Here is a 25,678-nt window from a genome sequence, read left to right as displayed (position 1 = left end):
GCCGATCGCCTCGCGCGACGCCTCAGCGGCCCGACCATCCCAGGCCGCGGTGCTGGAGCGGCGAATACGGGCGGCGAAATCCTCCACACCTTGACGCCACTTCTGCGCGATCTGCCCGTACTGGTTGGCCGCTTCCAAGGCATTGTCGATGGGCCGCAACGGGTTGAAGGCGGCATTGATCTGCGTATGCCGGAAGCCGTGCGGAGATTCCGGCTGTGCGATCTGCGGGTTCTCGAAGTCCATGATTCACCTGCTGTGACTCGTATCCGGTGCGGATCGCTATACCAGCTCTTGCGGGATGCTCGGTCCGCCGGGGGCGCCAGTCCCAGGTGGCCGAGACATGAGTTCGCCGTAGCGAGCGGCGAACTCGGCATCGGTGGCCTGGTATCGCCGCGCGATCAGGCGATGCAACTGCTGCAGGTCGTCGACAACCTGATAATGCTGCTCGAGCACCGCGTGCACACTGTTTTCCGAACCCTGGGCCTTCTCCCGGAGTCGACGCACCAACGTCTGCGCCGAGGTCAGCTCCACGGTGTTCTCCCCCAAGCCCCACACCTCACGGTCGGCAATATCCGTGGCTATCCGCTGAAGTTGTCGGATCAGGTTCTTGAACGATTCGCAGTCACGTTCGATAGCGGCGAACTCCTCGGCGTCCACCCGCACCGCCCCCGGCCCGGTCCCCCGAAACGCACCGACAACCGCCCCTCCTGAGCCTCGGTGAGCAGATCCCGCAATGGCTTCTCGCCACTCATGCCGTACCCCTTCCAGTCTGAACGAAGCCCTGCGTGGCCACGCCGCGCCACCGTCTCCGAGCCTGACTATGCATGTCGTACCCCCCCTCGTCCGAGTGCGAATGGTTCTCGCGCCGATCAGACGCCATGCGGAATCAACGGGACCACCTTCTCCGCCAGCCCACGCGCCAGCACACACGTATCCAGATGCCCGGTCTCCCGATTCGAATCGGGATTGTCCAGAGAGAACTCCAGACTCCCGCCACGCATCTCCACATTCAGCCTGCACACCGAACGGGGATTGCTACGACCGGCGACATTGGTGGCGATCGCCGCCCGCCCATCAATGACATACTCATCCCGGATAGTCAGCTTGGGATTCGCCCGCACCCGCTCAACCGTGAGATTGGTCGTCGTGATCCCGACCGCGTAACTGTTCGGCGCGGACCAACCACAACCTCGCCACTCGATCCCACCACTGCCGTTGTAATCAGCGTTGTCAGGCGGACCAGTCACCCACAACCGTTCAGAAGCCAGCACCGACTTCGGGATATCCGTGCACGGATCGAACCCAGAGGGCGCCTGCTCCGCGAGCGCGGTCCCACTCGCCGTAGCATCCACCGACCCAGCCTCTCCCTCACCCGAGGTCCCGCATCCGGCTACCAGCACCAGCGCACTCAACACCGGCATCAGCACTCGATTGCCCCGCATCGCACCCCTCCTCGACGCGCGCCGCACGACCACCGGGACAGCGCCGAGCCCCGCCCCTTCGAACCACCACCATAACGATTCGAACTGAACCGGACAATCGAGTCACCCTGCGCCCAGGCAGATCGACAAGCCTGACCAAGGTTCGCGGATTTCCCGCTCTTACGCGACTACCTGCTACGACAATCCGTGCTCGCCGCGGCGCACGCATCAGCGAAGACGTCGGCGAGACACCGGAGCTCCCGAGTAGTCGGCGAGGATTTGCCAGCTTTGTGATAAGGCATTCCTACCTACTGGATACGGCTAGCCGAATTCCCTCCTGCGGATCACCAAAATTATTGTGCGCATTGCGATTTCAATTATGAAAGGTTGGCAGCGACGGTTCGTTGGAGTAAAGTTGCCAGCAGCGAAGGGGAGTAGCCCCCAATCGCGTGGTCGACATACTGACCCACGGCGTCATCCGCCACGGGTCCGGCTGCGCGAACCGGCATTCGGCCGGTGGGCGAGACCTTCGGCCTGAACAGCTATTTCGTTGTCGGCCGGAGGCTACCCGTAACTCCGGTCGGCAGGCCGGAGACCCGGGAGCAGTCACATATGATCGCCACCATAGCGCTGAGTATCGGTATCGTCTTCCTCGCTGAGCTGGGCGACAAATCCCAGCTCATGGCATTGACATTCGCACTGCGTTACCGCTGGTGGGTGGTACTGGGTGGGATCGCGACCGCCACGGCCGCCGTGCACATCATCTCGGTTGCCGTCGGACATTTCCTCGGCTCGGCACTGCCAACCCGTGCGATCACGGTGCTCGCCGCGATCACCTTTCTCGCCGTCGGCCTGTGGACCTTGCGCGAGCATTTCGGTCCCAGAGACGACGAACCACGACCGAAAACACCGAAAACCACGAGTGCGCCCTTCTTCGTAGTACTGTCCGCATTTCTGCTCGCCGAACTGGGCGATCGAACCATGTTCGCGACCGCCGCACTAGCCACCGACTACAACTGGGCCTGCGTATGGCTCGGCTCGACCATCGGTATGGTCGCCGCCGACGCACTCGCTCTCGCGGCAGGCATCCTGATCGGCAAGCACCTACCCGAACGCGCTATCGGCATCGGTTCAGGGCTGATCTTTCTCCACTTGGGCGCGGCAACCCTGCTCAGTGCCCTCGCACCCGCGCTGACCGGGCCGATGGTCGCGTTAGCGGCCGTCGCCGCGCCGATGACGGCCCTCGGCGTACTACTGCTGCGCCGGACTGCCGAACTCGAACAGCCCATTCCCGACGAAAGGCAGACCCTTACGGAACCTGTTTCGGCCGTAGTCGGTCGGATGCCCGAGCGACTCGATGGTTGATCTCTGCGACAAAGCATGTCGACAACTCGATCGGCGCACACCCGGCTCCTTCCGAACAAGCCCACTCGTCGAGCACCGGTTAGGGTGCCATTGACGAAAAGCCGATCGGCTGTCACCAACGAGAGGACCACCGTGGAGATTTCGGGTTCCGCCGCCATAGTTACCGGAGCGGCATCGGGCCTAGGCGCCGCCACCGCCAAACGTTTCGCCGAGGCGGGCGCCACCGTCTTCGGACTCGATGTACCGCAGTCTATCGAGCGGGCAGGCGACAATGTCCCCGCGGGCGTCACCCTCGTTCCGGCCGACGTCACCAATGGCGACGAGGTCAGCGCGGCCATCGCACAAGTTACCGAGTCCGGCGCACCGCTGCGGATAGCGGTCAATTGCGCCGGCGTCGGCTGGGCGGGCCGCATTCTGTCCAAGAACGGCCCGCACGACCTGGAACTGTTCCGTACCGTCATCACGGTGAACCTGCTCGGTACCTTCAACGTCATGCGGCTGGCCGCCGACGCTATGGCCAAGACCGAAGCCGTGGACGAGTATGGCCAGCGCGGCGTCATCATCAACACTGCGTCGGTTGCCGCATTCGAAGGCCAGATCGGCCAGATCGCCTACTCGGCTTCCAAAGGCGGCGTGCACGGCATGACCATTCCGGCTGCCCGTGACCTGGCACAGTTCGGCATCCGGGTGAATACGATCGCCCCCGGCATCATAGATACCCCGATGCTCGCCGGCGTCACCGAGGAGTACCGCAAGGGACTAGAGGCTGGGGTGCCCTTCCCGTCTCGCTTGGGCCGCCCGGACGAATACGCGCAACTATCGCAGTACATCGTCGAGCACGACTACCTCAATGGCGAGACCATCCGGATGGACGGCGCGCTGCGCATGGCCCCTCGGTAGTCGCGGGCCCAGAAGTTGCGGGCCCAGAAGTTGCTGCCGCGCGTGCTCCTTCTCAGGAAGGAGTACGCGCGGCAGGCACTCAACCCAACGGCTTGTGTCCGATGCCGAGATACGCGGTGGTGGACAGTGGAGAATTCGGCCGGTACTTCTCGGTGAGGAACTCCCGCATCAGTGTGGCGCGTTCGGCCCATACCTCCGGACCAACACTCTGCCGCATGAGTTCCAGCGGCGCGCTGCTGCGCACCATGGCCTCCCATAGCTCCTCCGGACCCACGAAGCTGAGCGCGATCGAATGCCGCTGAATCGAAATGGCTTCGAAGCCCGCGCCTCGCATCTCGGATTCGAAAAGTTCCGGATTCTCCAGACTCAGAAAGTTGGGCTGCGGCTCCGGAATACTCGGATCGGCAGCGACCAAGGCATCGAACATCATCCGCATCAGCGGCGAGTCCGCGACCGGGGCCCAGCTCGACACCACCGCTGTACCACCCGGCCGCAACACCCGGAACAACTCCGCGAACCCTTTGGACCGCTCTGGGAAGAACATCAGTCCGAACATCGAGAACCCGGCGTCGAACCGATCCGATTCGAATGGCAAGTTCTGTCCATCTCCCAGCTGCGCCTGGATATTGGTCAGCCCGGCCGCGACGGAGTCCTTCTTCAGTCGCGTGATCATCGACTCGGAGAAATCGATGGCTTCGACCAGCGCGACCTGCTTGGCGGCCAGCAGGCTGAGTGTGCCGGGCCCTGCGGCGACATCCACGATCTGTGAAGTGGGCGTCAATGAGACGAACTCGAGCGCGCGGGCCGCGAACGGTTGCATGATAATAGCCGCGAACTCGGCATAACCGTCGGCGACGAGATCCCATGGCTCAGCGACGGCAAGCGGATTTCTGGACATGTTCTGGAGATCCTTTCCGGCATCCATCCAACCGCGCCACACCGGGACAAGTTCCCAGCCTCGCGAATAGGCCACACCTAGCAGCCACTGTAACGGCAGAATGGCCGAAACCAGGTCTAGGACCACCCACCGGCGACCGGAGGACGTCCACCAAGAGTCCTCCGGTCGCGACAACTCACAATGTGCGGGTGAGCCGATCGGTGAGGATATGTGCGAAATGCGCTGGATCCTTCAGCTCGCTGCCCTCGGCGAGCACTGCGGTGCCGTAGAGCAGTTCAGCGGTTTCCGACAGCTCGGTCGCGGTACCCGCGTCGGCCTCCTGCTTCTTGTCCGCGTACGCATCGCGCAGGCCGGTGACCAGCGGGTGGGTCGGATTGAGTTCCAGAATCCGCTTACTCTCCGGCAACACCTGGCCCGAGGCCCGGTACATCCGCTCCAGCGTCGGCGTGAAGTCGAAGGTGTCACCGACCAGACAGGCCGGGGAAGTGGTGAGCCGGTTGGTCAGGCGCACCTCCTTGACGCTGCTTTCCAGCATCTTGCCCAACCAGGCCAGCACATCGGCGAAGTCTTTGCTCTGCTGCTCGCGCAGCTCCTCGGAGGCTTTCTTCTCCTCTTCGGTCTCCAGATCGACCTCGCCCTTGGCGATGGACTGGAACGGCTTGCCTTCGAATTCGGGCACAGACCCGACCCACATTTCGTCGACCGGGTCGGTCAGGATCAGCACCTCGCGTCCCTTGGCCTTGAACGCCTCCAGATGCGGGGAGCTCTCGATCTGCTGCCGGGACTCGCCGGTCATGTAGTAGATCTTGTCCTGCTCCTCCGGCATGCGCTCCAGGTACTGGGCGAGCGTAGTCAGTTCGCTCTCGGAATTCGTCGAGACGAACGAGCAGACCTGCAGGATGGTCTCGCGGTTGTCGAAGTCCGAGAGCAGGCCCTCCTTGAGGACACGACCGAACTCCTTCCAGAAGTTCTGGTAAGCGGTCGCACCCGCCTTCTCTTCCGACTCCGCCTTATCCGCATCCGCCAGGTCGGCGTCCTGCCTGGCTTGCATGTCCTTGACCGTGGACAGCACCTTCTTCACCAGGCGCTTGCGGATCAGCTGGATCTGCCGGTCTTGCTGCAGGATCTCCCTGGAGACATTGAGCGACAAGTCCTGCGCGTCCACCACGCCCTTGACGAAACGCAGGTATTCCGGCATCAGCTCTTCGCAGTTGTCCATGATGAACACCCGTTTGACATAGAGCTGCACACCACGCTTGTGCTCGCGGGCGAACAGATCGAACGGCGCGTGCGTGGGGATGAACAACAGCGCCTGATATTCGAACGTGCCCTCAGCCTTCAGCGGAATGATCTCCAGCGGATCGTCCCACCCGTGGCTGACATGCTTGTAGAACTCCTTGTACTCCTCGTCGGAGACCTCGCTCTTCGGGCGGGTCCACAACGCTTTCATGGAGTTGAGAGTCTCGTCCTCGAGGATCTTGGTCTCTTTCGCCTCCTCACCCTCGCCTTCGGTGACCGTCCGCTCGACCTGCATGCGGATCGGCCAAGCGATGAAGTCGGAGTACTTCTTGACGATCTCCCGCAGCTTCCATTCCAAGGTGTAGTCGAAAAGGTGATCCTCCTCATCAACCGGCTTGAGCTGGAGCGCGACCGAAGTACCCTGCGGGACCTCATCGAGTTCTTCGATCGTGTAGGTGGAGCTGCCTGCGGCCGATTCCCACCGGGTGCCGGTGGTCTCTCCCGCACGTCGGGTGGTCAGAATGACCTTGTCGGCGACCATGAAGGTCGAGTAGAAGCCGATACCGAATTGACCGATCAGCTCGGCGGTATCCACAACGCCCGCCGCGGCGCTTCTGGCCTCGTTCAGCTTATCGCGCAGCTCGGCGGTACCGGATTTGGCAAGGGTGCCGATCAAATCGACCACCTCGGCGCGCGACATACCGATGCCATTGTCCCGGATGGTCAGGACCCGGTTGTCCTTGTCGACCTCCAGCTCAATATGCAGGTCGGAGGTATCGACATGCAGATCTTTGTCCCGGAAGGACTCCAGTCGCAGTTTGTCCAGCGCGTCGGAGGAATTCGAGATCAGCTCCCGAAGGAAAGTGTCCTTGTTGGAGTAGACCGAATGAATCATCAGATCGAGCAGCTGATGCGTCTCCGCCTGGAACTCGAGTTGTTCGACATGCTCTGTCACGTCGTGATACTACGACGACAGAAATCGGCGAGACCAACAACCTCCGCATCAGCGCGGGTTGTCATCCATTCACGCAGCACTTGTGTGGCGCGAACATCGTCCTCGTTGTACTCCAACAACCGGGTACGCTGCGTCATATCGGGCGCGTTGTCGTAGCCGACCGCGCGCCGATACCAGCTCATCGATGCTTCGCCGCTCGCTTCGGGATCGCGCCAGGTGAATCCGGCGACCGGGGCGATTTTCTTCAGTCCTTTGCCGTTCGGGCAGATGAACTGATCGGAAACGGCCTGGAAGATGTCCACCCATTGCGGCCCGTCCACAAACGCGCACACCTGCTCCACGGTCGGTATACCGGGCCTGCCCGAGAACCGGCGTGCGGACTCGTACAACCATTTGTCCTCAGCGGTGCGCGAATAGCAATAGGCGGCAAACGTTTTCCCCGCTGCGGTCGCCTCGGCGCGTACAGCCATCAGCCACGTCCAGAACTCGCCGAAGGAACGTCCCTCATCCTCAGTAGGTAACGGATCCCAGGTCACAAAGGGGCGGTATACGCCGTGCAACAACGTCCCCCACAGATAGGCACCATGCTCTTGGAAACTTTCCAGATCGACATCCACCTCGACATCGGCCCGGTGCACCCGCACGTGCTCTACCCGACGCACCAGCGGCACCCCAGCGATCCACGCGCGCGCAGTGACCACAGCCTCATCGAACGGGCCGTAATGCCAGTCCTCGGGATCGGGTCCAGTCCAAGCCGCGAGCTCATCGATCGTCTCGATGCCGTGCCCGCGCAGCACCCCGGCGCGCGAGCCGGGCGCCACCAGACTGACATCGCGGTGTTCGACCAACCAGCCCTCGCAACCCTGCACTTCACTCCGACGCGCCCACCACGGACATTGCCTGCACTCTGGCACCTTGGACGGCACAGTCGGCAGCTCACCTCGCACTACGGCGATTCGATCGGCGTAGCGCTGGTCATAGTCGGACAGCAGCAGCGCCAGGTCGTACACCAGGATGCAATCGAAGTCATAACCGATCACCCCGCCGGTCAAGCTGGGACTGGCCAGGCCATGGCGCTGCAGCATTCGGTACAGGTGAGCCAGACGCTGCTGGTCACGGGGCTGCTGGCGCAGCTTGCGGCGTCGATCCGGTCGCGGATCCCAGTGGTAGGGGTCCGAAGTGGTGGGATGGAAGCTGGCGGGCTCGGGCCTGCGCGAGTCGGTCACCTTGTGATTCACCACGATAATCGGGATATAGCCGCCGCGGTCGGTGTCGCGCAGCAGAATCTCCGCACCGCCACGCCTGCCCGTGTCCGGTTCCTGTGGCAGCAGACCACCCCAGATATGCCGCGCCCCCGCCTCGCACGCGCGCATCGTCGCCTCGGCTCGCGCGGTGGCGCGAAGTTCCTGGTCGATCACCACCCAGGCATCGGGAGCGGCCGAGACCAGCGTGTCACGCACCCTGATGCGGTGCGCGGCCGCGGCATCCCTGCGCTGACGTACGCCCGCGTCCTCGAAAGTGCCCGCCAACGCGTCTGGATGCGCTGCATCCAGACGTAGGCGATGGCGGCAACCGATCAACGCCCTGGCATCGATGAAAGCAGTCGGCGCATCGACGGGCCGATCCACGGCCGCCCCGTTACGCTTACGACCATCCTGGTCACCGATGTCCGAATCCACGCTATGCAGTATGGGCCCCTACCCTGACAATTCCACCAATCGTGGACCACAAGACGGTTGCAGACAGCACTACCCGTCCCATGGCCCACAGCAACCCTATAAGGTATCGGCAAACCATGTGACATGGGCGGACGAGCCTACCTGGCATCACACTGCCACGAAACCAACCTGACGGAGGGCCTTCGATGGGGTTGTTCACGAAGCGCAAGCGGCGACCGAACCGCAGGGCCGCAGCGAAAGCCCTCAAGCACAAGGCCACGATCGAGGCCAAACTCGCCGCGAAGAACGACCGCAAAGCCCGTCGCGCCGAGACACGCACCCAGCGCAAGGTCGCCAAGGCACAGATTGCGGCGCTCCAAGCGGAAGAGAAAGCCTCGCTGAAGGTCGCGGCCAAAGCCGAACGTGATCGGTTCAGCCCGAGTCAGGTCAAGAAATATCTCGGTGTGGTCCGCGTGCTGATTCCGGTGCTGGCCCCGCTCGCCTACCGTGGCGCGACATTCCTTCGCGGCCGACTCGACACTCATCGCGCCCAGCGACTCGGTATCGGCGTCGACCAACTCGGCGACTTCACCGGGCACGGCGCCAAGCTCCAGGTCAGGATCACGAACGCGGAAGCGGCATTGGAAAAGGTAGGCACACAGGACGGCAAAGGGGAGGCCCAGAAGTTCGTCGCGGTGACCGAGGAGCGCCTCGGCAGCCTGACCGTCGCCCTTCGTACTGCCGACCAGATACCCGCCAACCGCCGTCGTGCCGTGCATACGTCGATCTCCCATGAGCTTTCCGGGATCGAGGCCGACATCCTGGCCCGGCTCGGCGTGCGCTGACAACTACCGTTCCGACCGGATAGAAGGCTTCAGCATGCACAGCTCGATTCTCCGCTCCGTCGACATGGCGGTCGCCGATCCAGGGTTGCCTCCGCACACTCACGGTAGCGCCGAGTCGACCATCCCGGAGACGGCACCGGCCGGACGCCACAGCCCGATAATCGCCGAACCGGATCACGGCCGTGCACCAGCCCCATGGGCTCGAGCTCGACAGGCCCAGCCGCTCGCACGCCCGGCTCGACGACATACCAGGTCCGCGCACCGTGCCCGGACGACACCTTCCCTGGTTCGTCGCCTGTTCACCGCCATCGCGGCGAGCCTATTTCTGCTCGGGGTCGGCATTGTCACAGCGGGAGTCGCCTCCGCGCATTCCGCCGCCGTCGGGAGTGTCCCGGAGAACAACGCGACGATCGAAACCGGTCCGGCACGGGCCAGTGTCACGTTCAACGAAGAACTGCAGCCCAATTTCCCGGCGCTCACTGTGGTCGGCCCGGACGACAGCCTGTGGTCCAAGGGGGAACCAGTTGTCGCGGGCAAGACGGTCAGCATCGCCGTCGGTGATCTGGGCCCGGTCGGTGAGTACACCATCGCGTACCGGGTGACTTCGGCCGACGGTCATCCGGTCAGCGGCAAACTACACTTCACGCTCAGTAAGCCGGGTGACGGCGTGCCCGGCCCCAAGCTGAACGCGAAGGAAAACGATAGTTCGAACAGTTCAGATGGGGTTTCACTATGGGTGTTCGTCGGTGGAGCGATCGTGCTCTTCGGCGGTGGACTCGCGTTCGCATTGTTCGGCGGCAGGAGCCGCAGTTCTAAGCGGTGAAGCCCGCGAGAATCTGTCGCCGGACCAGCACGCGACGGGCCACCGCCCGGACACCATGGTCGGCACTGCTGGCCGTGCCGACCGGACTGGTCGGTGTAGCACTCGCCTGGGTCCTGACCCTGCCCGGACCGCTGCCCACAGAGGCCGCGATCCGGGCGACAGCCGATGGTGCCGGGTCGACCGCACTCGGGCTGGCCGCGCTATCACGGGTGGCACCACGATTGCGAACGCCGTGGCGCCTGCTTGCGGCAGTCGCCGGGCTTTGGGCCATCGCCGAGTTCGGCACGCTGATCTTCGAGGCGGCCCACGTGGTCGGCGTTCCGGTATACGAACTCGGCGCGAGCGAATTCGGTACCTATCTCGTCCATGTCAGTAGTGGCCAGGTCGGAATCGCGATTCTAGCCGGAGTGGCGATAGTGGCCGGTGGGTCGGCGCTGGCCTTCCGTCGACCAGAATCCGCCTCGACCGACCTGGTACTAGTCTTCACAGCGGTCGCGCTGGCCTTGCGTCCGATCACCGGTCATATGTCCCAACAGCTGTTCGGCTCGGTGCTCGCAGCAGTGCATGCACTGGCGGCGGCAGTCTGGTTCGGGCTGCTGATCGCGCTGACCTTGGTGGTGCGGACGCGCGGCGGGTGGGCGGACGCGCTGCCGCGATATTCGACGGTCGCGTTACCTCTGGTGGCCACGGTAGCGGTGACGGGACTGCTGAATGGGCTGATCCGCCTAGGCGGGATCTCCTCGCTCACCACCACCGGCTACGGCAGAATCCTGCTCGCGAAGACCGTAGTACTGCTGGGATTGCTCGGGCTAGGCTGGTGGTGGCGGCGCACCTGGGTATTGCGGGCGGCCGACCACAGAATGAGCGCCGAAGGGTCGCTGCGCCGGGCGGTCATAGAGGTCGCGGTGATGGCAGTGGCTTTCGGGCTCGCCGCGACGCTAGCCATCACCGCGTGAAACAGAGCCGTGTTGTCCCGGTTACTGTTTCGATATGACCGAAGTGAAAATCGTCGAGGATTGTGCCGCATCCGCAGAGTCCGCGTTCCTATACGTGAACGACTATCAGAATTTGCCGCATTTCCTCCACGGCGTACAGTCCTTCACCCCGGTGTGCGAACAGACCGAAGGCGTCGGCGCTACCTTCGACGGGAACATGAAGCTGGGACCCGCCGCGCTGAAGTCACGAATCGAGGTGATCCGGTGGGAGCAGAACTACGCCATCGGGGTGAAATCGATCAAGGGTTTCGAGATCGAATCCACTTTCCTCTTCCATGCCAAAAACGAAGCACTGTGCACTATCGACGCGATCGTGGACTATCGGGTGCCGGGTGGCCTGGCTGGACGGGCTCTCGGCAGGACTATCGAGCCGTTCGTGAAGATCGCGGTGCAGCACACCACCCATAACCTGATCACCCAGATCTCCGCTTTCCATAGCACCCGGTCCTAGCGGAGATTTGTCGCACAGGCATAGCCTTGATGCATGAGAACCCCCACGATAAGGCAGCGGATCGCCTATGATCTGGGCCGCGAGCTCCCCGAGGAGCTGCACGAGTGGGTCATCCACGACCTCGTCGGGCACGGAGCCGTGGAGCGATATCTCGTTCGGTTTCTCGGACCGAGCATCCCGTTCTTCGCCCTGATGCTACTGTTCCCTGGTCCGCTACCCCTGGTGCTGCTGTTCCCCGGACCGCTGCCCCTGAAGCTCGGGTTGGTTGTGCTGATGATCGTTCCGCTGGTCATCTTCACGGTCTCGCTCAGTTATGTCTGGCGCCGCTTCCGGCTGGTCCAGCACGGCCTGAATCCAGGGTTGATCGACCACGGCAAGATCTCCGAACACGACAGAGACCTGTACGAACTGCGCTACGGACATCGATAGCGCCGATCGCGCGGCGGATCACACAATCAGGACGTGAGCCGGCGAACACACGCGGGAGAATTTCGTGGTCAGCGCGATGATGCAGTGACAATGTCGGCCAATGCCGGCGACAATGTCGGCCAATGCCGGCTCGGCTGGAGGGGGCACTGAGCCACGTGGCAGCGGGCACGGGCACAATGGCCACAGTGATCGAAGCGCAGAATACAATCGCCACCGCGGACCTGGCCGATGAGATCGGCCAGGAGATCCGCAGCTGCGACACGCAGTTCATTCAGTTCGGCCGGCGGACGGCGTTCTCCGGACGTATCGTCACCATCCGCTGCTTCCAGGACAATCTGCTGGTGAAGCAGACGCTCGGCGAACCGGGAGAAGGCAAGGTACTGGTGGTCGACGGCGGCGCGAGCGTGCACACCGCGCTGGTCGGCGACATCATCGCTGGGCGTGGTGTCGAGAACGGCTGGGCAGGTGTCATCGTCAATGGCGCGGTCCGCGACTCCGCCATTCTGCACACTCTGGACATCGGTATCAAGGCACTGGGCACCAACCCGCGCAAGAGCACGCAGACCGGCAACGGCGATCGTGATATTCCGGTCGAATTCGGCGGTGTAACCTTTGTTCCCGGCGATATGCTCTACAGCGATCCCGACGGTATCGTCGTACGCGCCGAAGACTGAACCGATTCGGCGGCACCTCACTCACTTATACCGATGTGGCCGGGTCCATTGTGTCCGGGTCCATCGCGTGTGTCCGGGTCCATCGCGGATAGTGCGCTCAGTCGGAAACCCTGGCCCTGTGACCGGCGAGAGCGACCACGTCGCCGCGATGCAACTGCCGCCCTCGGCGGAGTTCGATCTCGTCGTTCACCCGCACCAAGCCCGCGGCGATCACTGTCTTTGCTTCTGAGCCGGATTCGATCAGGTCGGCCAGCTTCAGGAACTGACCGAGCCGAATGACATCGTCATCGATCGGCACATCGACTGGTTCTGACATGAGGTAATAAATACTCCCTCCGCTGAACCCACCGAACACTGCCCTCAGATATCGGCAATCCGAGAGCAACTGAGAACCCCGCCAGTCCGCATGTTCGTTCCCGGAGCACAACGCGCCGGGGGCGGGCGCAGCGAACACGCCGCGTCGCGGCATGGCATGTTCGAGACAGCTGCATACACACTGGTTCCGTGACGTCCACGCAAGCCCAGCATCTCGATACCGAACTCTCTGCGGAGAAGCCGATTCCGCCGGTACCGCACCGGGGGCATGGGCGGCTGTCCGAAGTACCGCATATCGCGGGACTGACACTCGGTGTGTTCGCAGTGCTGTGCTTCTTGTGGAGCCTTTCACCAGGGCTACGTTTCATAACCCACGTGCCGCGCCACTACATCGATGGCTACTACTTCGACGCACCGGATACCAATCTGATGTGGGCACTGGTCGTCGGCCTGCTGGCAGGCGCGATCGCCAGCCGCAAGCGAATCGCCTGGTTGCTGCTACTCGGCTACCTCACGAGCTACACGGTGATCAACGGAGTCACCTTCGCCGGACGGGGAAATATCCACGCGTTGGTGGCCATGGTGCTCCACCTCATGGTGATCGGGGTGCTCATCTCGGCATGGCCGGAGTTCTACACCAAGGTGCGCCGCGGTGCGGGCCGGAAGGCGCTCGGCACCCTGCTCGGCGGCCTCACTTTCGGCACGCTCCTCGGCTGGGGCCTAGTGGAGCTGTTCCCCGGTAGCCTGCCACCAGGAGTGCAACGCCCCGGCTGGGCAGTTTATCGGGTGACTGCGGCGGTGCTGGCGGACAATGAGCATTTCGACGGAAAACCGCCTGCGTTCGTCGACCTTCTGCTCGGTCTGTTCGGCGCGATCGCCCTGCTGGCCGCGGTAATCATCCTGCTGCGCTCACAGCATGCGGCGAATGCGATGACCGGGACGGATGAGTCCGCGATTCGCGGACTGGTGGAACGCTCGGACATAGCGGATTCGCTCGGTTACTTCGCCACCCGCCGCGACAAAGCAGTGGTATTCGCACCGAGCGGTAAGGCCGCGGTGACCTATCGGGTCGAGCTCGGCGTCTGCCTGGCCAGTGGTGATCCGATCGGCATCCGTGAAGCCTGGCCACAGGCGATCGATGCCTGGTTGCGTCTGGCCGATCGGTTCGGCTGGGCCCCCGCAGTCATGGGCGCGAGCGAACTCGGCGCGACAGCGTATCGGCGGGCGGGACTTTCCGCGCTGCGCCTCGGTGACGAGGCGATCCTGGACACCAGGAACTTCTCTCTGGCAGGGCCGGAACGGAAGCCGGTGCGTCAGGCCGCGAATCGACTCCGCAAACTCGGCGTCGACGTCCGCATCCGGTGGCACCGTGATATCCCTGTCGAGGAGTTCTCCCGGATCGTCGCCCGCGCGGACGCCTGGCGTGACACCGAGACCGAGCGCGGATTCTCCATGGCACTGGGTAGATTGGGCGATCCGCTGGATGGCGACTGCTTGCTGGTCGAAGCAATCGACCAGCACGAGCAGGTGCTCGGCATGCTGTCGCTGGTTCCGTGGGGTCGCGTCGGTGCCTCCCTGGAGCTGATGCGGCGCGATCCGCAGGGCCCGAACGGAGTGATGGAACTGCTGATCTCCCAGCTGGCATTGCGCTCCGAGCAGTACGGCATTACCAAAGTGTCATTGAATTTCGCCGTATTCCGCTCGGTATTCGAGGAGGGTGGCCGGATCGGAGCCGGCCCCGTATTGCGGCTGTGGCGCGGTGTCCTGCTGTTCTTTTCTCGCTGGTGGCAGCTGGAGGCGCTGTACCGTTCGAACATCAAGTACCAGCCGCACTGGGTACCCCGATTCTTTCTTTTCGAAGAACGCAGGCAATTGCCGCGAGTGGCGGTCGCCAGCGCATTGGCCGAGGGGTTCCTCCCTCGGTTCGGCAAGCGATCCGCTGCAATGACACACACCGGTGTGCGCACCTCGGTGCCCGTATCCGTGGCAGGCCTGCATACCGACGGCAGCCCGCCGGATATCGTCGCGTTCGGCGACATACAACCGCATCAGCGCAGGCCTGAACAGGTGCGGGTGCGCATGAACAAGCTTGCGCGCCTGACTGCTTCTGGTACCGACGCCTACCCGATGGCCTATCCGCCGACGCACACCATCGCCGAGGCGCGACGTTCCCCATCGGGGACCACGGTACGGATCTGCGGCAGGCTATTACGTATCCGCGACTACGGCGGCGTGATCTTCGCGGTGATCCGGGACTGGACTGACGACATCCAGCTGATCATCGATCGCGACCGGATCGGCGTCCAACGCAGCGCTGAGTTCGGCGAGTTCTTCGACCTCGGCGATCTGATCGAGGTGAGCGGCCGGATCGGACACAGCAGACGTGGTGAGTTGTCCCTGCTCGCGGCGGATTGGCGGATGCTGGGCAAATGCCTGCATCCGCTGCCGGACAAATGGAAAGGGCTGTCCGATCCCGAAGCCAGAGTGCGGCAGCGCTACGTCGACATGGCGGTCACCATCGATGTCCGCGAGGTACTCGTCAAGCGCAGTGCGGTGGTGCGTTCGCTGCGGGACTCACTGAACGCCTGGGGATACCTGGAGGTGGAGACACCGATTCTGCATCAAGTACACGGTGGCGCCAACGCGACACCGTTCGCCACCCACATCAATGCCTATGACCTCGACTTGTACCTGCGTATCGCACCCGAGTTGTATCTGAAGCGATTGTGCGTCGGCGGCATGGAGAAAGTGTTCGAGATCGGGCGCGCCTTCCGCAATGAAGGGGCCGACTTCAGCCACAACCCCGAGTTCACCATCCTCGAGGCGTATGCGGCGCACAGCGACTATGAACGCATGATGCATATCTGCCGCCGGCTGATCCAGCACGCCGCGATCGCGGCTAATGGTGCGATGGTGGTATTGCGCCCCCAAGGGGACGGCACGTTCGTGGAGGTGGATATCTCCGGCGAATGGCGGGTCCAGACGGTACACGGTGCGGTATCCGAGGCGATCGGCGCCACGATCACCCCAGAGGTCACGGTCGAAGAATTGCGCGAGCTGTGTGATAAAGCCGACATGCCTTATCAGCACAACTGGGACGCCGGGCAGCTGGTGCTGGAGTTATACGAACACCTGGTCGAGTCCCGCACCACCGAACCCACGTTCTACATCGACTTCCCCACCTCGGTGTCCCCGCTGGCGAGGCAACATCGCAGTATCGCCGGGGTGGCCGAGCGCTGGGATCTGGTCGCGTGGGGTATCGAGCTCGGCACTGCCTACAGTGAACTCACCGATCCGGTCGAGCAGCGACGCAGGCTCACCGAGCAATCGCTGCTTGCGGCCAACGGCGATCCGGAAGCGATGGAACTCGACAAAGAATTCCTCCAGGCTCTCGAGCACGCGATGCCGCCCACCGGCGGGCTCGGGATAGGTGTGGATCGAGTTGTCATGATGATCACCGGGCGTGGCATTCGCGAAACGCTGCCGTTCCCACTGGTGAAACCGCACTGAATCCGGTGCGGCAGTTCAGACGAACCACAAGCGAGCTCGACACAGGATCCGAATAGCACCGGTTGCCAGAGATCGGGCAGAGTTGGGTGGGTGCAGTTGATCCTCGTTCGCCACGCTCAGCCGATCCTGGAACTGAATCCAGCCGGGCCAGCCGATCCACGACTGGCCCCTGTGGGAATAGTGCAGGCCGAACGAGTGCCCGCCGCGCTCGCACAACACCGGATTGCCCGTGTAGTGAGCAGCCCACAGCGCAGGGCGCGAGAAACGGCGGCACCGACCGCCGTACAATTGGGGCTCGATGTCGAGATCGTCGACGAACTCGCCGAATACGATCGCGACCTGCCCGCCTACATTCCTATCGAGGACGCCAAAGCAGAGTTTCGGGACATCCCAGGATTACAGGAAATTACAAAATTACGGAATATCGCAGAATTGCGAGACATCGCCGAGCGAATCAAGTCCGGTCATTTCCCCGTGCAGATCGATGAGAATGCCTTCACATACAGGGTACGCACCGCCGTGTCCGGTATCGTCGCAGCCGCCGAGCCGACCGACACTGTCATCGCGTTTGCACACGGTGGGGTGATCAACGTGCTGTTGCAGGAGATTCTCGGGCTGGAGCGACCGTTGACCTTTCCCGTCGACTACTGCTCCATCACCCGAATCCTGTTCTCCCGCAAAGGTCGCCGCACGGTCGCCACCGTAAATGAGAACGGACATGTGTGGGATCTTTTGCCGCGTAATATCGCAGCACGAACCTGACCATTCACAGTCGACTGCCAGGATGATCGCAGCCTTGTCCCAGCGACAGGAACTTGGATAGCACCAGTAAGCCTCACACATCGGTTGCTTGTGTTCCGAGAAAGGATTTCCATGTCGCTCTCCACAATGACTATGCCACTGCGGCGGCTCGCTCAGGTAGCTGCGGCGAGCGTGCTGATCGTCTTCCCGCTGACAGCTTTCGCCTCGACTGCCTCGGCCGAAACTTCTTCCGACATGACCGACTCGAATCAGGCGGTAACCACCGTCGACTTCGAGCGATCAGTCCCTGCCCCAGGAGACCACGGATACCGCCGCTGCCTCGACAGGCCCGACCGCCGCCGCTGCCTCGACAGGCCCGACGCGGCCGCATTCCGACCCGACGAAGCCCGATACCGACTCGACACCCCTGGAATGTCGCCGCTCTTGCCGCCGACCGGGTCGGGCTAGTTCAAATCTACCGTGCAAGAAAATCGAAGGCCACCTCCTGTTCGGAGGTGGCCTTCTGGATTCGGCGATGACTCAGGCCATTCCCGCGATCCAATGGTGCATCCAGGAGATAGCGGTGTAGCCACCGCCCACCGAGTAGCTGCCGTAGCGCGTGTGCGCCTGTGACATGTAGAAGTTCTCGATCTCCTTGACTCGCCGCCGGTTCGCCGAATCGGTCAGCTGGGCCTGCAGCGTAGGGATACCACCGTGAGCCATCAAGTCCCTGACAATGTTCTCCGCCTCGATCTGATAGCGCCACATATTAGACGGATTCGCGGCCGATGCCTGGGCAAGGAATCCGGCGAAGCGCGTGATGTAATCGTTACTCGCGGTCGCGCAGTACAGATCGTTGACCGCGCAAATGGTGCGCGTGCGATCACTGATCCGACCGAAGCCACCGATCCGGGGGCCGCCGGCACCCGCACCAGGCGCGATCGGGCCGACCTGGGTATCGCTGGCCGAACGACGGGGATCGGAGATCAAGCCGACACCGGCGATACGTTCGGGCGGCACGACGCCGAAACCAGTACCGATCTCGGCGGCGAGGTCTCCGGCAGCATCCGCGCCCTGGCTGTAGCCGACAAGCGCGATCTTAGTCGCACCACACCGCCGCGCCATGCTCGCGATCAGGCCGCGTGCGTTGTCAACAGCTTCTTTCTTCGATCGACCGTAGACCTCCCCCTCCCAAGGGAAGGCAGTCGCGGCATAGGTCACGTAATCAACCTTCGCGGAAGACGGTAATCCTCGAGTGACACCTGACAGCATCCCCGGCCGCGGCGTCTTGTCATGCCCGGTCTCCCAGGTGCCCGGGATCGCCACCACATACAGGCTCGGGCATCCGGGGGCCGCGTGCGCCACTCCGCTACCGAAAACCGAACCAGAGGTCGCCACACCGGACATCACTGTCGCGGCCGCACCCACAGCCGCGACGACTTTCTTCCACTGCATCCTGCCGCACCCTTATCCGTCGAACTTCCCACTGAACGCCGCGTCAATACTGGATGTACCGGATGTCGCTCCAGTACACGCCGGGTGAACGCATATCGCCCAGCCGATAAGCCGACTTCCCACCGCATCCACGATCAGCAGCACGCCGGAAATCAGGATAGGACCACAATCGACACGATGCCATAAGAACTTGCGCTATATCGGATTCCAGCAATGACTTATCCCGCAGTGATTCATCCATGCGATGGCCGAGCAGGTGCAGGAACGGTGCGGACCGAAGACGCGGTCGAGTACGCGACAGGCGCCTAAGGAACGAGTTCGTCCGTAGGCGCCCGCGCTTCCTGCTTCGGTGGGATAAGGCGAACTAGCGCTGAGCCACCATGACGGGGGTGACGGGAGCTGGGAGGGCGGTCTCTCCCTCCAGATACTGATCTACGCCTGCTGCGGCGGCACGTCCCTCGGCGATGGCCCAGACGATGAGCGATTGCCCGCGACCCATATCACCTGCGACGAAGACGCCGGGAACATTGGTTGCCCAATGCTTATCGCGCTGCACATTACCGCGCTGGTCGTAGCCGACACCGAGCTCGGTGAGCAAGCCAGGCTTCTCGGGACCGACAAAGCCCATGGCCAACAGCACGAGGTCGGCTTCGAGGGTGAAGTCGGTGCCTTCGACCTTCTCGAAACGGCCATTGACCATCGTGACCTCATGCGCCTCCAAACCGGTCACCTTGCCGTCCTTGCCGACAAAACGCTCAGTATTCACCGAGAACACCCGCTCACCCCCCTCCTCGTGGGCCGAGGAAACCCGGTACATCAGCGGATAGGTCGGCCACGGTGTCGATGCGGCCCGCTCCTGTGGTGGACGAGGCATGATTTCGAACTGGTGCACACTGGCCGCACCCTGCCGGTGCGACGTGCCGAGGCAGTCGGCGCCGGTGTCTCCGCCGCCGATGATGACCACCTTCTTATCCTTGGCATGGACGGGCGGCAAACCATCGGCGTCGGCGACATCGTCGCCGAGCTGCACCCTGTTAGCCCAGGGCAAGAACTCCATTGCCTGATGGATACCGTCCAGGTCACGACCAGGGATCGGCAGATCACGCGCCTGCGTGGCGCCACCGGCGAGCACGATCGCGTCGAATTGCTCACGCAACTGCTCGGCAGTGATATCGACGCCCACATTCACCCCAGTCTTGAAGATGGTGCCCTCGGCTTCCATCTGCGCGAGTCTGCGGTCGATGAAGCGCTTCTCCATCTTGAATTCCGGGATGCCGTAACGCAGCAGACCACCGATCCGGTCAGCCCGCTCGAACACGGTCACAGTGTGCCCGGCCCGGGTCAGCTGCTGGGCCGCTGCCAGACCGGCCGGGCCGGAGCCGACGATAGCGACCTTCTTGCCGGTGATGCGGGTCGGGTAGACCGGGGTCACCCAACCCTCGTCGAAGGCGTTTTCGATGATCTCGACCTCGACCTGCTTGATCGTGACCGGATCCTGATTGATGCCGAGCACACAGGACGCCTCACACGGTGCGGGACACAATCGCCCGGTGAACTCCGGGAAGTTGTTGGTCGCGTGCAGTCGGTCGATACTTTCCCGCCACCGGTCCTTGTAAACCAGGTCGTTCCACTCGGGAATCAGATTCCCGAGTGGACAACCGTTGTGACAGAACGGGATACCACAGTCCATGCACCGACTGGCCTGAGACCGCAGCGTCTGGTGGGAGAATTTCTCCTCGTAGACTTCTTTCCAGTCCATCAGACGCAGCGGTACCGGACGCCGCTTGGGCAGTTCCCGTGCGGTGTGCTTCAGAAAACCTTGGGGGTCAGCCACGAGCGGCCTCCATAATCGCTTCGTCTACATCCTTGCCGCTCTTCTCAGCCTCGGAGATAGCGAGCAGAACCTTCTTGTATTCGCGCGGCATGACCTTGACGAAATGGTTCACCTGCTGCGACCAATCGCTCAGAATGCGATCGGCGACAGGGGAACCCGTCTGATCACGATGCTGGTTGATGATGTCGTGCAGCCAGGTGAAATCGTCGCCGGAGAGCGGCTCCAGCGCATTCACCTGCTCAGGATTGAGCCTCGCGGCGAAGGTGCCGCTCGGGTCGAAGACGAACGCCATACCGCCGGACATGCCCGCGCCGAAGTTACGGCCGGTCTCCCCGAGGATGACCACACGACCACCCGTCATGTACTCGCAGCCGTGGTCACCCACACCCTCCACCACCGCAGTGGCACCAGAGTTACGTACTGCGAACCGCTCACCGACAACCCCGCTGAGGAACACCTGCCCACTGGTGGCGCCGAACAGGATCACATTGCCCGCGATGATGTTGCGTTCCGCGACGAATTCGTCGGGCGCGTTCAACGACGGACACACCACGAGACGACCACCGGAAAGGCCCTTGCCAACGTAATCATTCGCGTCACCCTGCACCCGCAGCGTGATGCCCGCAGGCACGAAAGCGCCGAAACTGTTGCCCGCCGACCCGGTGAAGGTGATGTCGATAGTGTCGTCGGGCAAGCCCGCGCCGCCGTAGAGCTTGGTTACCTCGTGACCGAGCATAGTGCCGACGGTGCGATTCACATTCGTGATCTTGGTTTCGAATTTCACCGCCTGACCCCGCTCCAGCGCATCGCGGCTCTGCGCGATCAGCTGCTGATCCAGCGCCTTGTCCAAGCCGTGGTCCTGCACCTTGGTACAGCGGCGGTCTTGATACATGAACGCCGTCTCGACGTCGTCCAGGATAGGCGACAGATCCAGCTTGCTTGCCTTCCAATGTTGTTTGGCGCGCGAGGTGTCCAGCAAGTCGACCCGGCCGATGGCCTCGTCCAACGTGCGGAAACCCAGCTGCGCCAACAATTCCCTGACCTCTTCCGCGATGTACAGGAAGAAGTTCTCGACGAATTCCGGCTTACCGGTGAAACGTTCACGCAATACCGGATTCTGCGTCGCGATACCGACCGGACAGGTGTCGAGGTGGCAGACACGCATCATGACGCAGCCCGAAACCACCAGTGGCGCGGTGGCGAAGCCGTACTCCTCGGCACCGAGCAGCGCGGCGATCATCACGTCCCGGCCGGTTTTCATCTGTCCATCGACCTGCACCACGATGCGATCGCGCAATCCGTTGAGCAACAACGTCTGCTGGGTCTCGGCCAAACCGAGCTCCCAGGGACCGCCCGCATGCTTGAGTGAGGTCAGTGGCGAAGCGCCAGTACCGCCGTCGTGACCAGAGATCAGCACGACGTCGGCGTGTGCCTTGGAAACTCCTGCCGCGACGGTGCCGACGCCCGGTTCGGCGACCAGCTTCACGTGGATTCTCGCCTGCGGGTTCGCGTTCTTCAGATCATGGATCAGCTGCGCCAGATCCTCGATCGAGTAGATGTCGTGGTGCGGCGGCGGCGAGATCAAACCGACACCAGGCGTGGAATGTCGCACTTCCGCGACCCACGGGTACACCTTGTGCGCCGGAAGTTGGCCACCCTCACCCGGCTTGGCTCCTTGGGCCATTTTGATCTGGATATCGGTGCAGTTGGTCAGGTAGTGCGCAGTCACGCCGAACCGCCCCGAAGCCACCTGTTTGATCGCGCTACGGCGCCAGTCGCCGTTCTCCTCCGGCTCGAAACGTGCCGGGGACTCGCCGCCTTCACCCGAATTCGACCGGCCACCGAGGCGGTTCATCGCGATCGCCAAGGTCTCATGTGCTTCGGCCGAGATAGAACCGTAGCTCATCGCGCCGGTCGAGAACCGTTTCACGATCTCCGTGGCAGGCTCGACCTCCTCGATCGAAATCGGGGTGCGCGCCTTGTCCTTGAACTTGAACAGACCTCGCAGCGCCGCGAGCCGTTCGGATTGGTCATCGACCAGCTTGGTGTACTCCTTGAAAATCGAGTACTGACCGGAGCGGGTAGCGTGCTGCAACTTGAAGACGGTGTCCGGATTGAACAGGTGGTACTCGCCCTCGCGCCGCCACTGGTACTCACCACCGACCTCGAGTTCACGATGCGCGCGCTCGTTGCGGTTCTCCAGGAAGGCGACGCGGTGCCGAGCGGCGACCTCGTCGGCGATCTCGTCCAAACCGATGCCGTCCAGGTGCGAGCGCAGACCGGTGAAGTACTCGTCCACCAAATCCTGCGACAGACCGATCACCTGGAAAAGGTGGGCCCCGTTATAGGAGGCCAAGGTGGAGATGCCCATCTTGGACATCACTTTCAGCACACCCTTGCCCGCGGCTTTGTTGTAGTTCGCGACCGCCTTGCGGTAGTCGGTGGCTGGATCGCCGGTACTGCCCGGTATCGCCAGAGCGCCGCGCTCGAGCATGTCCTCGATGGTCTCGAAGGCCATGTACGGGTTGATCGCGGCAGCACCGAAACCGACCAGGGTGGCCATATGATGCACCTCGCGAGCGTCACCGGCCTCCACGACAAGACCGACCATGGTACGAGTGCGTTCGCGGACCAGATGATGGTGCACCGAAGAAGTCAGCAACAACGACGGGATCGGCGCCAGTTTCTCGTTGGACTCCCGGTCGGACAGCACGATGATCCGCGCTCCGCCGTCGATGGCGGCCGACACCTGGGTGTTGATCGCCTCCAGCGCCTTGCGTAGGCCTCTTCCGCCCTTCCTCACCGAGTACAGGCCGCGCACCACCACCGAGCGCAGCTCGGGATGCGAACCGTCGTCGTTGATGTGCACGAGCTTGGCCAGCTCGTCGTTGTCCAGGATCGGCTGCTCCAGCGCGATCTGCTTACAAGACTCCGGTCCCGGATGTAACAGATCAGCCTCTGGACCGATATTACGTTTGAGGCTGGTGACCACCTCTTCCCGTATCGCATCCAGCGGCGGGTTGGTGACCTGCGCGAACAGCTGTGAGAAGTAGTCGAACAGCAGGCGCGGACGGGCGGACAACACCGCGATAGGAGTGTCGGTGCCCATCGAGCCGAGCGCTTCGCCGCCGGTCTTGGCCATCGGCGAGATCAGCAGGTTGAGTTCCTCGGTGGTGTATCCGAAGATCTGCTGACGGATCAGCACGCGATCGTGCGACATGTGCACATGCGGACGATCGGGTAAGTCGATGAGACGGGAGACGCCCTGGTCCAGCCATTGCTGGTACGGATATTCGGCAGCGAGCTGAGATTTGATCTCCTCGTCACCGACGATGCGGCCCTGGACGGTGTCGACCAGGAACATCCGACCTGGCTGCAGGCGTGTCTTCTGGACCACCGTGGATGGGTCGATGTCCAGCACACCGACCTCGGAAGCCATCACGACCAAGCCGTCGTCGGTCACCCAAATACGGCTGGGGCGCAGGCCGTTCCGGTCGAGCACGGCACCGACGACAGTGCCATCGGTGAAGCACACCGACGCAGGGCCGTCCCACGGCTCCATCAGCATCGAGTGGTATTCGTAGAAGGCCCGCCTCTGCGGGTCCATGTTCTCGTTGCGCTCCCACGCTTCAGGAATCATCATCAGCACGGCGTGCGGCAAACTGCGACCGCCGAGATGCAACAACTCGAGCACCTCGTCGAACCGAGCCGTATCGCTCGCCCCAGGGGTGCAGACGGGGAAGATCTTGTCCAGTCGGTTCTTGCCCGCGGAGTCGATGCCGAAGATATCACTGCGCAGCAGCGCCTCACGGGCGCGCATCCAGTTCTCGTTGCCGGTGACGGTGTTGATCTCACCGTTGTGCGCCACCCGGCGGAACGGGTGCGCCAGCGGCCACGAGGGGAAGGTATTGGTGGAGAACCGGGAATGCACGATGCCCAGTGCGCTCTCCATCCTGGAGTCCTGCAGGTCCAGGTAGAACGCCCGCAGCTGCGGTGTGGTGAACATGCCCTTATAGACGAAGGTCTGCCCGGACAGACTCGGAAAGTAAACCGACTCCCTGCCGACCGCACCCCTGCCCGCACCGGCCGAACCGAGCTCGTGCTCGACCCGCTTGCGCACCACGTAGGCGCGACGCTCCAGATCCATGTCCGACAACGACTCGGCGGCGTTCCTCGGCGAGGCGATGAAGATCTGCCGGAAACTCGGCATGGCATCACGCGACAACGCACCGAGCGACGACTCGTCGATCGGTACCTCGCGCCAGCCGAGGACCTCCAGGCCCTCTTCCTTGACGATCTTCTCCACGCCGTAAGCAGCGCGTGCGGCTTCCCGGCGAGCCTGCGGCAGGAAGGCGATACCGGAGGCATAGGAGCCCTCCGGTGGCAACTCGAAATCCACGATGGCGCGGAAGAAGCGGTCAGGAATCTGAATCAGGATCCCCGCACCATCTCCACTGTTGGGCTCGGCGCCCGCGGCACCGCGGTGCTCCAGATTCAACAAAGCCGTAATGGCCTTGTCGACGATGTCGCGGCTGCGGCGGCCGTGCATGTCGACGACGAATGCGACGCCGCAAGCGTCGTGCTCGTTCGCCGGGTCGTAGAGCCCGATGGGTCCAGGTGACCTGTGGCCAGGAAGTTGCGTCATGCCTCTGCCTTCAAAAAAGTCGGCCTTCGAAGAAACTGCCTTTCGAACGCCTCCGTACAAGACTGCGCCCGTACGTTCCGAAGCCAGCTGCGTTGATGGTCTTCGGCGTGCAGTCAGGTCTGCAGTTTTTCCACCCGCTTCTGTGACGTAGTGGGCGCCCTTCGGTAACGAATCACTAACACGATCCTCACCTCCGGGCAGGTGCCCGCCCGCTCCGCTGAGCACCGGCTAGGGCTGCCCGAGCGGGCGATGTCGCCGAACATTCTGTGTTCGGCGCAAGAGCAAACGATAAGTCAGGTCCAGGCCCCAACCAACTTAGGTTGCACTAATAACCATGTCTAGCTGGGCTTCTTCATGCGGTCCTCCACGTGTGCGCGCTGACTAGTGTAAAGCAGCCAGTACCTCAGGATCGATCCCTATGGCACTCGGTGCCAGCTGCCGAAACCGGCCCGAGAAGCTGGCCCGAAACCTCCACACAAAGATCAGAACCCGCTCTCACCTGCATCGAGGAGGGTTTCCCCTACT

At 62.9% G+C, this 25,678-nt stretch carries 20 protein-coding genes and 1 pseudogene; 11 read left to right on the top strand and 10 right to left on the bottom strand.

Going from position 1 to position 25,678, the window contains the following annotated elements:
- From ACX4ZE_RS13380 to ACX4ZE_RS13370, 3 genes and pseudogenes are all read right to left on the bottom strand, one after another.
- Positions 1-243, bottom strand: a pseudogene (locus ACX4ZE_RS13380) (WXG100 family type VII secretion target); the annotation flags it as partial.
- 36 nt (positions 244-279) lie between these two features.
- Entirely contained in the window at positions 280-657 is a 378-nt protein-coding gene (locus ACX4ZE_RS13375; protein ID WP_480273720.1) for a hypothetical protein, read from the bottom strand.
- A gap of 212 nt (positions 658-869) precedes the next feature.
- Positions 870-1,442, bottom strand: a complete 573-nt coding sequence (locus ACX4ZE_RS13370; RefSeq protein WP_480273719.1) for a DUF3558 domain-containing protein — start codon at positions 1,440-1,442, stop codon at positions 870-872.
- A gap of 591 nt (positions 1,443-2,033) precedes the next feature.
- Here ACX4ZE_RS13370 and ACX4ZE_RS13365 point away from each other — a divergent pair.
- Positions 2,034-2,786, top strand: a complete 753-nt coding sequence (locus tag ACX4ZE_RS13365) for a TMEM165/GDT1 family protein (protein ID WP_480273727.1) — start codon at positions 2,034-2,036, stop codon at positions 2,784-2,786.
- 132 nt (positions 2,787-2,918) lie between these two features.
- The gene (locus ACX4ZE_RS13360) at positions 2,919-3,686 is read left to right on the top strand and encodes an SDR family NAD(P)-dependent oxidoreductase (protein ID WP_480273718.1); all 768 of its coding nucleotides are present in this window, start codon (positions 2,919-2,921) and stop codon (positions 3,684-3,686) included.
- Positions 3,687-3,765: 79 nt separating this feature from the next.
- Here the strand turns inward: ACX4ZE_RS13360 and ACX4ZE_RS13355 are convergent, their stop codons facing one another.
- From ACX4ZE_RS13355 to ACX4ZE_RS13345, 3 genes are all read right to left on the bottom strand, one after another.
- Positions 3,766-4,584, bottom strand: coding sequence for a class I SAM-dependent methyltransferase (locus ACX4ZE_RS13355; RefSeq protein ID WP_480273717.1), 819 nt, complete (start codon positions 4,582-4,584; stop codon positions 3,766-3,768).
- A gap of 175 nt (positions 4,585-4,759) precedes the next feature.
- The gene (gene htpG / locus ACX4ZE_RS13350) at positions 4,760-6,778 is read right to left on the bottom strand and encodes a molecular chaperone HtpG (protein ID WP_480273716.1); all 2,019 of its coding nucleotides are present in this window, start codon (positions 6,776-6,778) and stop codon (positions 4,760-4,762) included.
- Positions 6,775-8,406: a TM0106 family RecB-like putative nuclease gene (locus tag ACX4ZE_RS13345; RefSeq protein WP_480273726.1), complete on the bottom strand. Its 1,632-nt coding sequence runs from the start codon at positions 8,404-8,406 to the stop codon at positions 6,775-6,777. Before ACX4ZE_RS13345 ends, htpG begins: the two co-directional genes overlap by 4 nt.
- A 236-nt stretch (positions 8,407-8,642) precedes the next feature.
- Between ACX4ZE_RS13345 and ACX4ZE_RS13340 the strand changes: the two genes are divergently transcribed.
- The 6 genes from ACX4ZE_RS13340 to rraA all read left to right on the top strand — a co-directional run bounded on the left by ACX4ZE_RS13340 (position 8,643) and on the right by rraA (position 12,653).
- Positions 8,643-9,281, top strand: coding sequence for a DUF6474 family protein (locus ACX4ZE_RS13340; RefSeq protein ID WP_480273715.1), 639 nt, complete (start codon positions 8,643-8,645; stop codon positions 9,279-9,281).
- 283 nt (positions 9,282-9,564) lie between these two features.
- The gene (locus ACX4ZE_RS13335; protein WP_480273725.1) at positions 9,565-10,104 is read left to right on the top strand and encodes a copper resistance CopC family protein; all 540 of its coding nucleotides are present in this window, start codon (positions 9,565-9,567) and stop codon (positions 10,102-10,104) included.
- On the top strand, positions 10,101-11,060 hold the full coding sequence (locus tag ACX4ZE_RS13330; protein WP_480273714.1) for a CopD family protein: 960 nt from the start codon (positions 10,101-10,103) through the stop codon (positions 11,058-11,060). Before ACX4ZE_RS13335 ends, ACX4ZE_RS13330 begins: the two co-directional genes overlap by 4 nt.
- 34 nt (positions 11,061-11,094) lie before the next feature.
- Positions 11,095-11,550, top strand: a complete 456-nt coding sequence (locus tag ACX4ZE_RS13325; protein ID WP_480273713.1) for an SRPBCC family protein — start codon at positions 11,095-11,097, stop codon at positions 11,548-11,550.
- A gap of 33 nt (positions 11,551-11,583) precedes the next feature.
- Entirely contained in the window at positions 11,584-11,979 is a 396-nt protein-coding gene (locus ACX4ZE_RS13320) for a DUF5313 family protein (protein WP_480273712.1), read from the top strand.
- 176 nt (positions 11,980-12,155) lie between these two features.
- The gene (gene rraA / locus ACX4ZE_RS13315; protein WP_480273724.1) at positions 12,156-12,653 is read left to right on the top strand and encodes a ribonuclease E activity regulator RraA; all 498 of its coding nucleotides are present in this window, start codon (positions 12,156-12,158) and stop codon (positions 12,651-12,653) included.
- A gap of 97 nt (positions 12,654-12,750) precedes the next feature.
- On the opposite strand, the gene ACX4ZE_RS13310 is transcribed toward rraA, so the two are convergent.
- A complete protein-coding gene (locus ACX4ZE_RS13310; protein ID WP_480273711.1) occupies positions 12,751-12,969 on the bottom strand; it encodes an RNA-binding S4 domain-containing protein in 219 nt (72 codons plus the stop codon).
- 188 nt (positions 12,970-13,157) lie between these two features.
- On the opposite strand from ACX4ZE_RS13310, the gene lysX reads away from it, so the two are divergent.
- From lysX to ACX4ZE_RS13295, 3 genes are all read left to right on the top strand, one after another.
- Positions 13,158-16,478, top strand: coding sequence for a bifunctional lysylphosphatidylglycerol synthetase/lysine--tRNA ligase LysX (gene lysX, locus ACX4ZE_RS13305; RefSeq protein ID WP_480273710.1), 3,321 nt, complete (start codon positions 13,158-13,160; stop codon positions 16,476-16,478).
- 90 nt (positions 16,479-16,568) lie between these two features.
- Positions 16,569-17,240, top strand: coding sequence for a histidine phosphatase family protein (locus ACX4ZE_RS13300; RefSeq protein WP_480273709.1), 672 nt, complete (start codon positions 16,569-16,571; stop codon positions 17,238-17,240).
- Positions 17,241-17,351: 111 nt separating this feature from the next.
- The gene (locus ACX4ZE_RS13295; RefSeq protein ID WP_480273708.1) at positions 17,352-17,687 is read left to right on the top strand and encodes a hypothetical protein; all 336 of its coding nucleotides are present in this window, start codon (positions 17,352-17,354) and stop codon (positions 17,685-17,687) included.
- A 72-nt stretch (positions 17,688-17,759) separates the two neighbouring features.
- On the opposite strand, the gene ACX4ZE_RS13290 is transcribed toward ACX4ZE_RS13295, so the two are convergent.
- The 3 genes from ACX4ZE_RS13290 to gltB all read right to left on the bottom strand — a co-directional run bounded on the left by ACX4ZE_RS13290 (position 17,760) and on the right by gltB (position 25,153).
- Positions 17,760-18,674, bottom strand: a complete 915-nt coding sequence (locus ACX4ZE_RS13290; RefSeq protein WP_480273707.1) for a cutinase family protein — start codon at positions 18,672-18,674, stop codon at positions 17,760-17,762.
- 364 nt (positions 18,675-19,038) lie between these two features.
- Positions 19,039-20,508, bottom strand: a complete 1,470-nt coding sequence (locus ACX4ZE_RS13285) for a glutamate synthase subunit beta (RefSeq protein ID WP_480273706.1) — start codon at positions 20,506-20,508, stop codon at positions 19,039-19,041.
- Positions 20,501-25,153: a glutamate synthase large subunit gene (gene gltB / locus ACX4ZE_RS13280; protein WP_480273705.1), complete on the bottom strand. Its 4,653-nt coding sequence runs from the start codon at positions 25,151-25,153 to the stop codon at positions 20,501-20,503. The genes ACX4ZE_RS13285 and gltB overlap by 8 nt, the downstream gene beginning before the upstream one ends.
- Positions 25,154-25,678: the final 525 nt, after the last annotated feature.

The organism is Nocardia sp. TBRC8007 (assembly GCF_056629435.1).
This window is presented reverse-complemented; position numbering and strand designations above follow the sequence as displayed.

Excerpts from the sequence above, each read along its gene's own strand:
- ACX4ZE_RS13370 (WP_480273719.1), bottom strand. The coding sequence starts at position 1,442 with ATGCGGGGCAATCGAGTGCTGATGCCGGTGTTGAGTGCGCTGGTGCTG.
- ACX4ZE_RS13365 (WP_480273727.1), top strand. The coding sequence starts at position 2,034 with ATGATCGCCACCATAGCGCTGAGTATCGGTATCGTCTTCCTCGCTGAG.
- ACX4ZE_RS13355 (WP_480273717.1), bottom strand. The coding sequence starts at position 4,584 with ATGTCCAGAAATCCGCTTGCCGTCGCTGAGCCATGGGATCTCGTCGCC.
- ACX4ZE_RS13340 (WP_480273715.1), top strand. The coding sequence starts at position 8,643 with ATGGGGTTGTTCACGAAGCGCAAGCGGCGACCGAACCGCAGGGCCGCA.
- ACX4ZE_RS13325 (WP_480273713.1), top strand. The coding sequence starts at position 11,095 with ATGACCGAAGTGAAAATCGTCGAGGATTGTGCCGCATCCGCAGAGTCC.
- ACX4ZE_RS13320 (WP_480273712.1), top strand. The coding sequence starts at position 11,584 with ATGAGAACCCCCACGATAAGGCAGCGGATCGCCTATGATCTGGGCCGC.
- rraA (WP_480273724.1), top strand. The coding sequence starts at position 12,156 with ATGGCCACAGTGATCGAAGCGCAGAATACAATCGCCACCGCGGACCTG.
- ACX4ZE_RS13310 (WP_480273711.1), bottom strand. The coding sequence starts at position 12,969 with ATGTCAGAACCAGTCGATGTGCCGATCGATGACGATGTCATTCGGCTC.
- ACX4ZE_RS13295 (WP_480273708.1), top strand. The coding sequence starts at position 17,352 with ATGTCGCTCTCCACAATGACTATGCCACTGCGGCGGCTCGCTCAGGTA.
- ACX4ZE_RS13290 (WP_480273707.1), bottom strand. The coding sequence starts at position 18,674 with ATGCAGTGGAAGAAAGTCGTCGCGGCTGTGGGTGCGGCCGCGACAGTG.
- gltB (WP_480273705.1), bottom strand. The coding sequence starts at position 25,153 with ATGACGCAACTTCCTGGCCACAGGTCACCTGGACCCATCGGGCTCTAC.